This window comes from Paenibacillus sp. F411 (genome assembly GCF_017582705.1).
Classification (GTDB): Bacteria; Bacillota; Bacilli; order Paenibacillales; family Paenibacillaceae; genus Paenibacillus_AQ; species Paenibacillus_AQ algicola.
In genome coordinates, this window is sequence record NZ_JAGFIP010000056.1 from 1 (window position 1) to 539 (window position 539).

Genomic DNA, 539 nt, shown 5'->3' on the forward strand with positions numbered 1-539 from the left:
CACTGCTGGGTCGTATAATATATTTTGCCTTGAGATGTCTCCGCTTTCGTCTTTCGATGGTGCATGCCTAGAAAGTCAAAGCCTTCTTCTCCTGTCCATAATCCGACAATACGCGTTTTGGTCGGATGCAGCGTTAACTCCAGGCGACCCATTATGACTTTAATGAGTTCGTAAGCCCGATCTGCATCCTTCTTCGTCTTGCAAATCACCACAAAATCATCTGCGTAACGAGTCAGTTCCCCAAATGCGCTGCCGTTTCGCTCCCACAGGAGATCGAAGTAATTCAGATAGATGTTTGCGAGCAAGGGAGAGATAACCCCGCCTTGCGGCGTACCTAAATCGGAGCGTCTGATGCTTCCTTCCTCCATGACTCCCGCACCCAACCACTTTTTCACCAATTTCAAGATACGTCTGTCACTGATTCGCATTTCAACCAGCTTCATGAGCTTCTCCTGATTGATGTTGTCGAAGTAGCCTTGGATGTCGACGTCGACCACCCAATTTCCTTTGCGGTTACATGCTTTCCGAATGCGATCTAA

The 539-nt window shown here is 48.1% G+C and carries 1 protein-coding gene; it reads right to left on the reverse strand.

From position 1 onward, the window contains the following. Positions 1–497, reverse strand: a 497-nt coding sequence (locus JJQ72_RS20300; protein WP_347880784.1) for a reverse transcriptase domain-containing protein, incomplete at its 3' end; no start/stop codon positions are given. Positions 498–539: the final 42 nt, after the last annotated feature.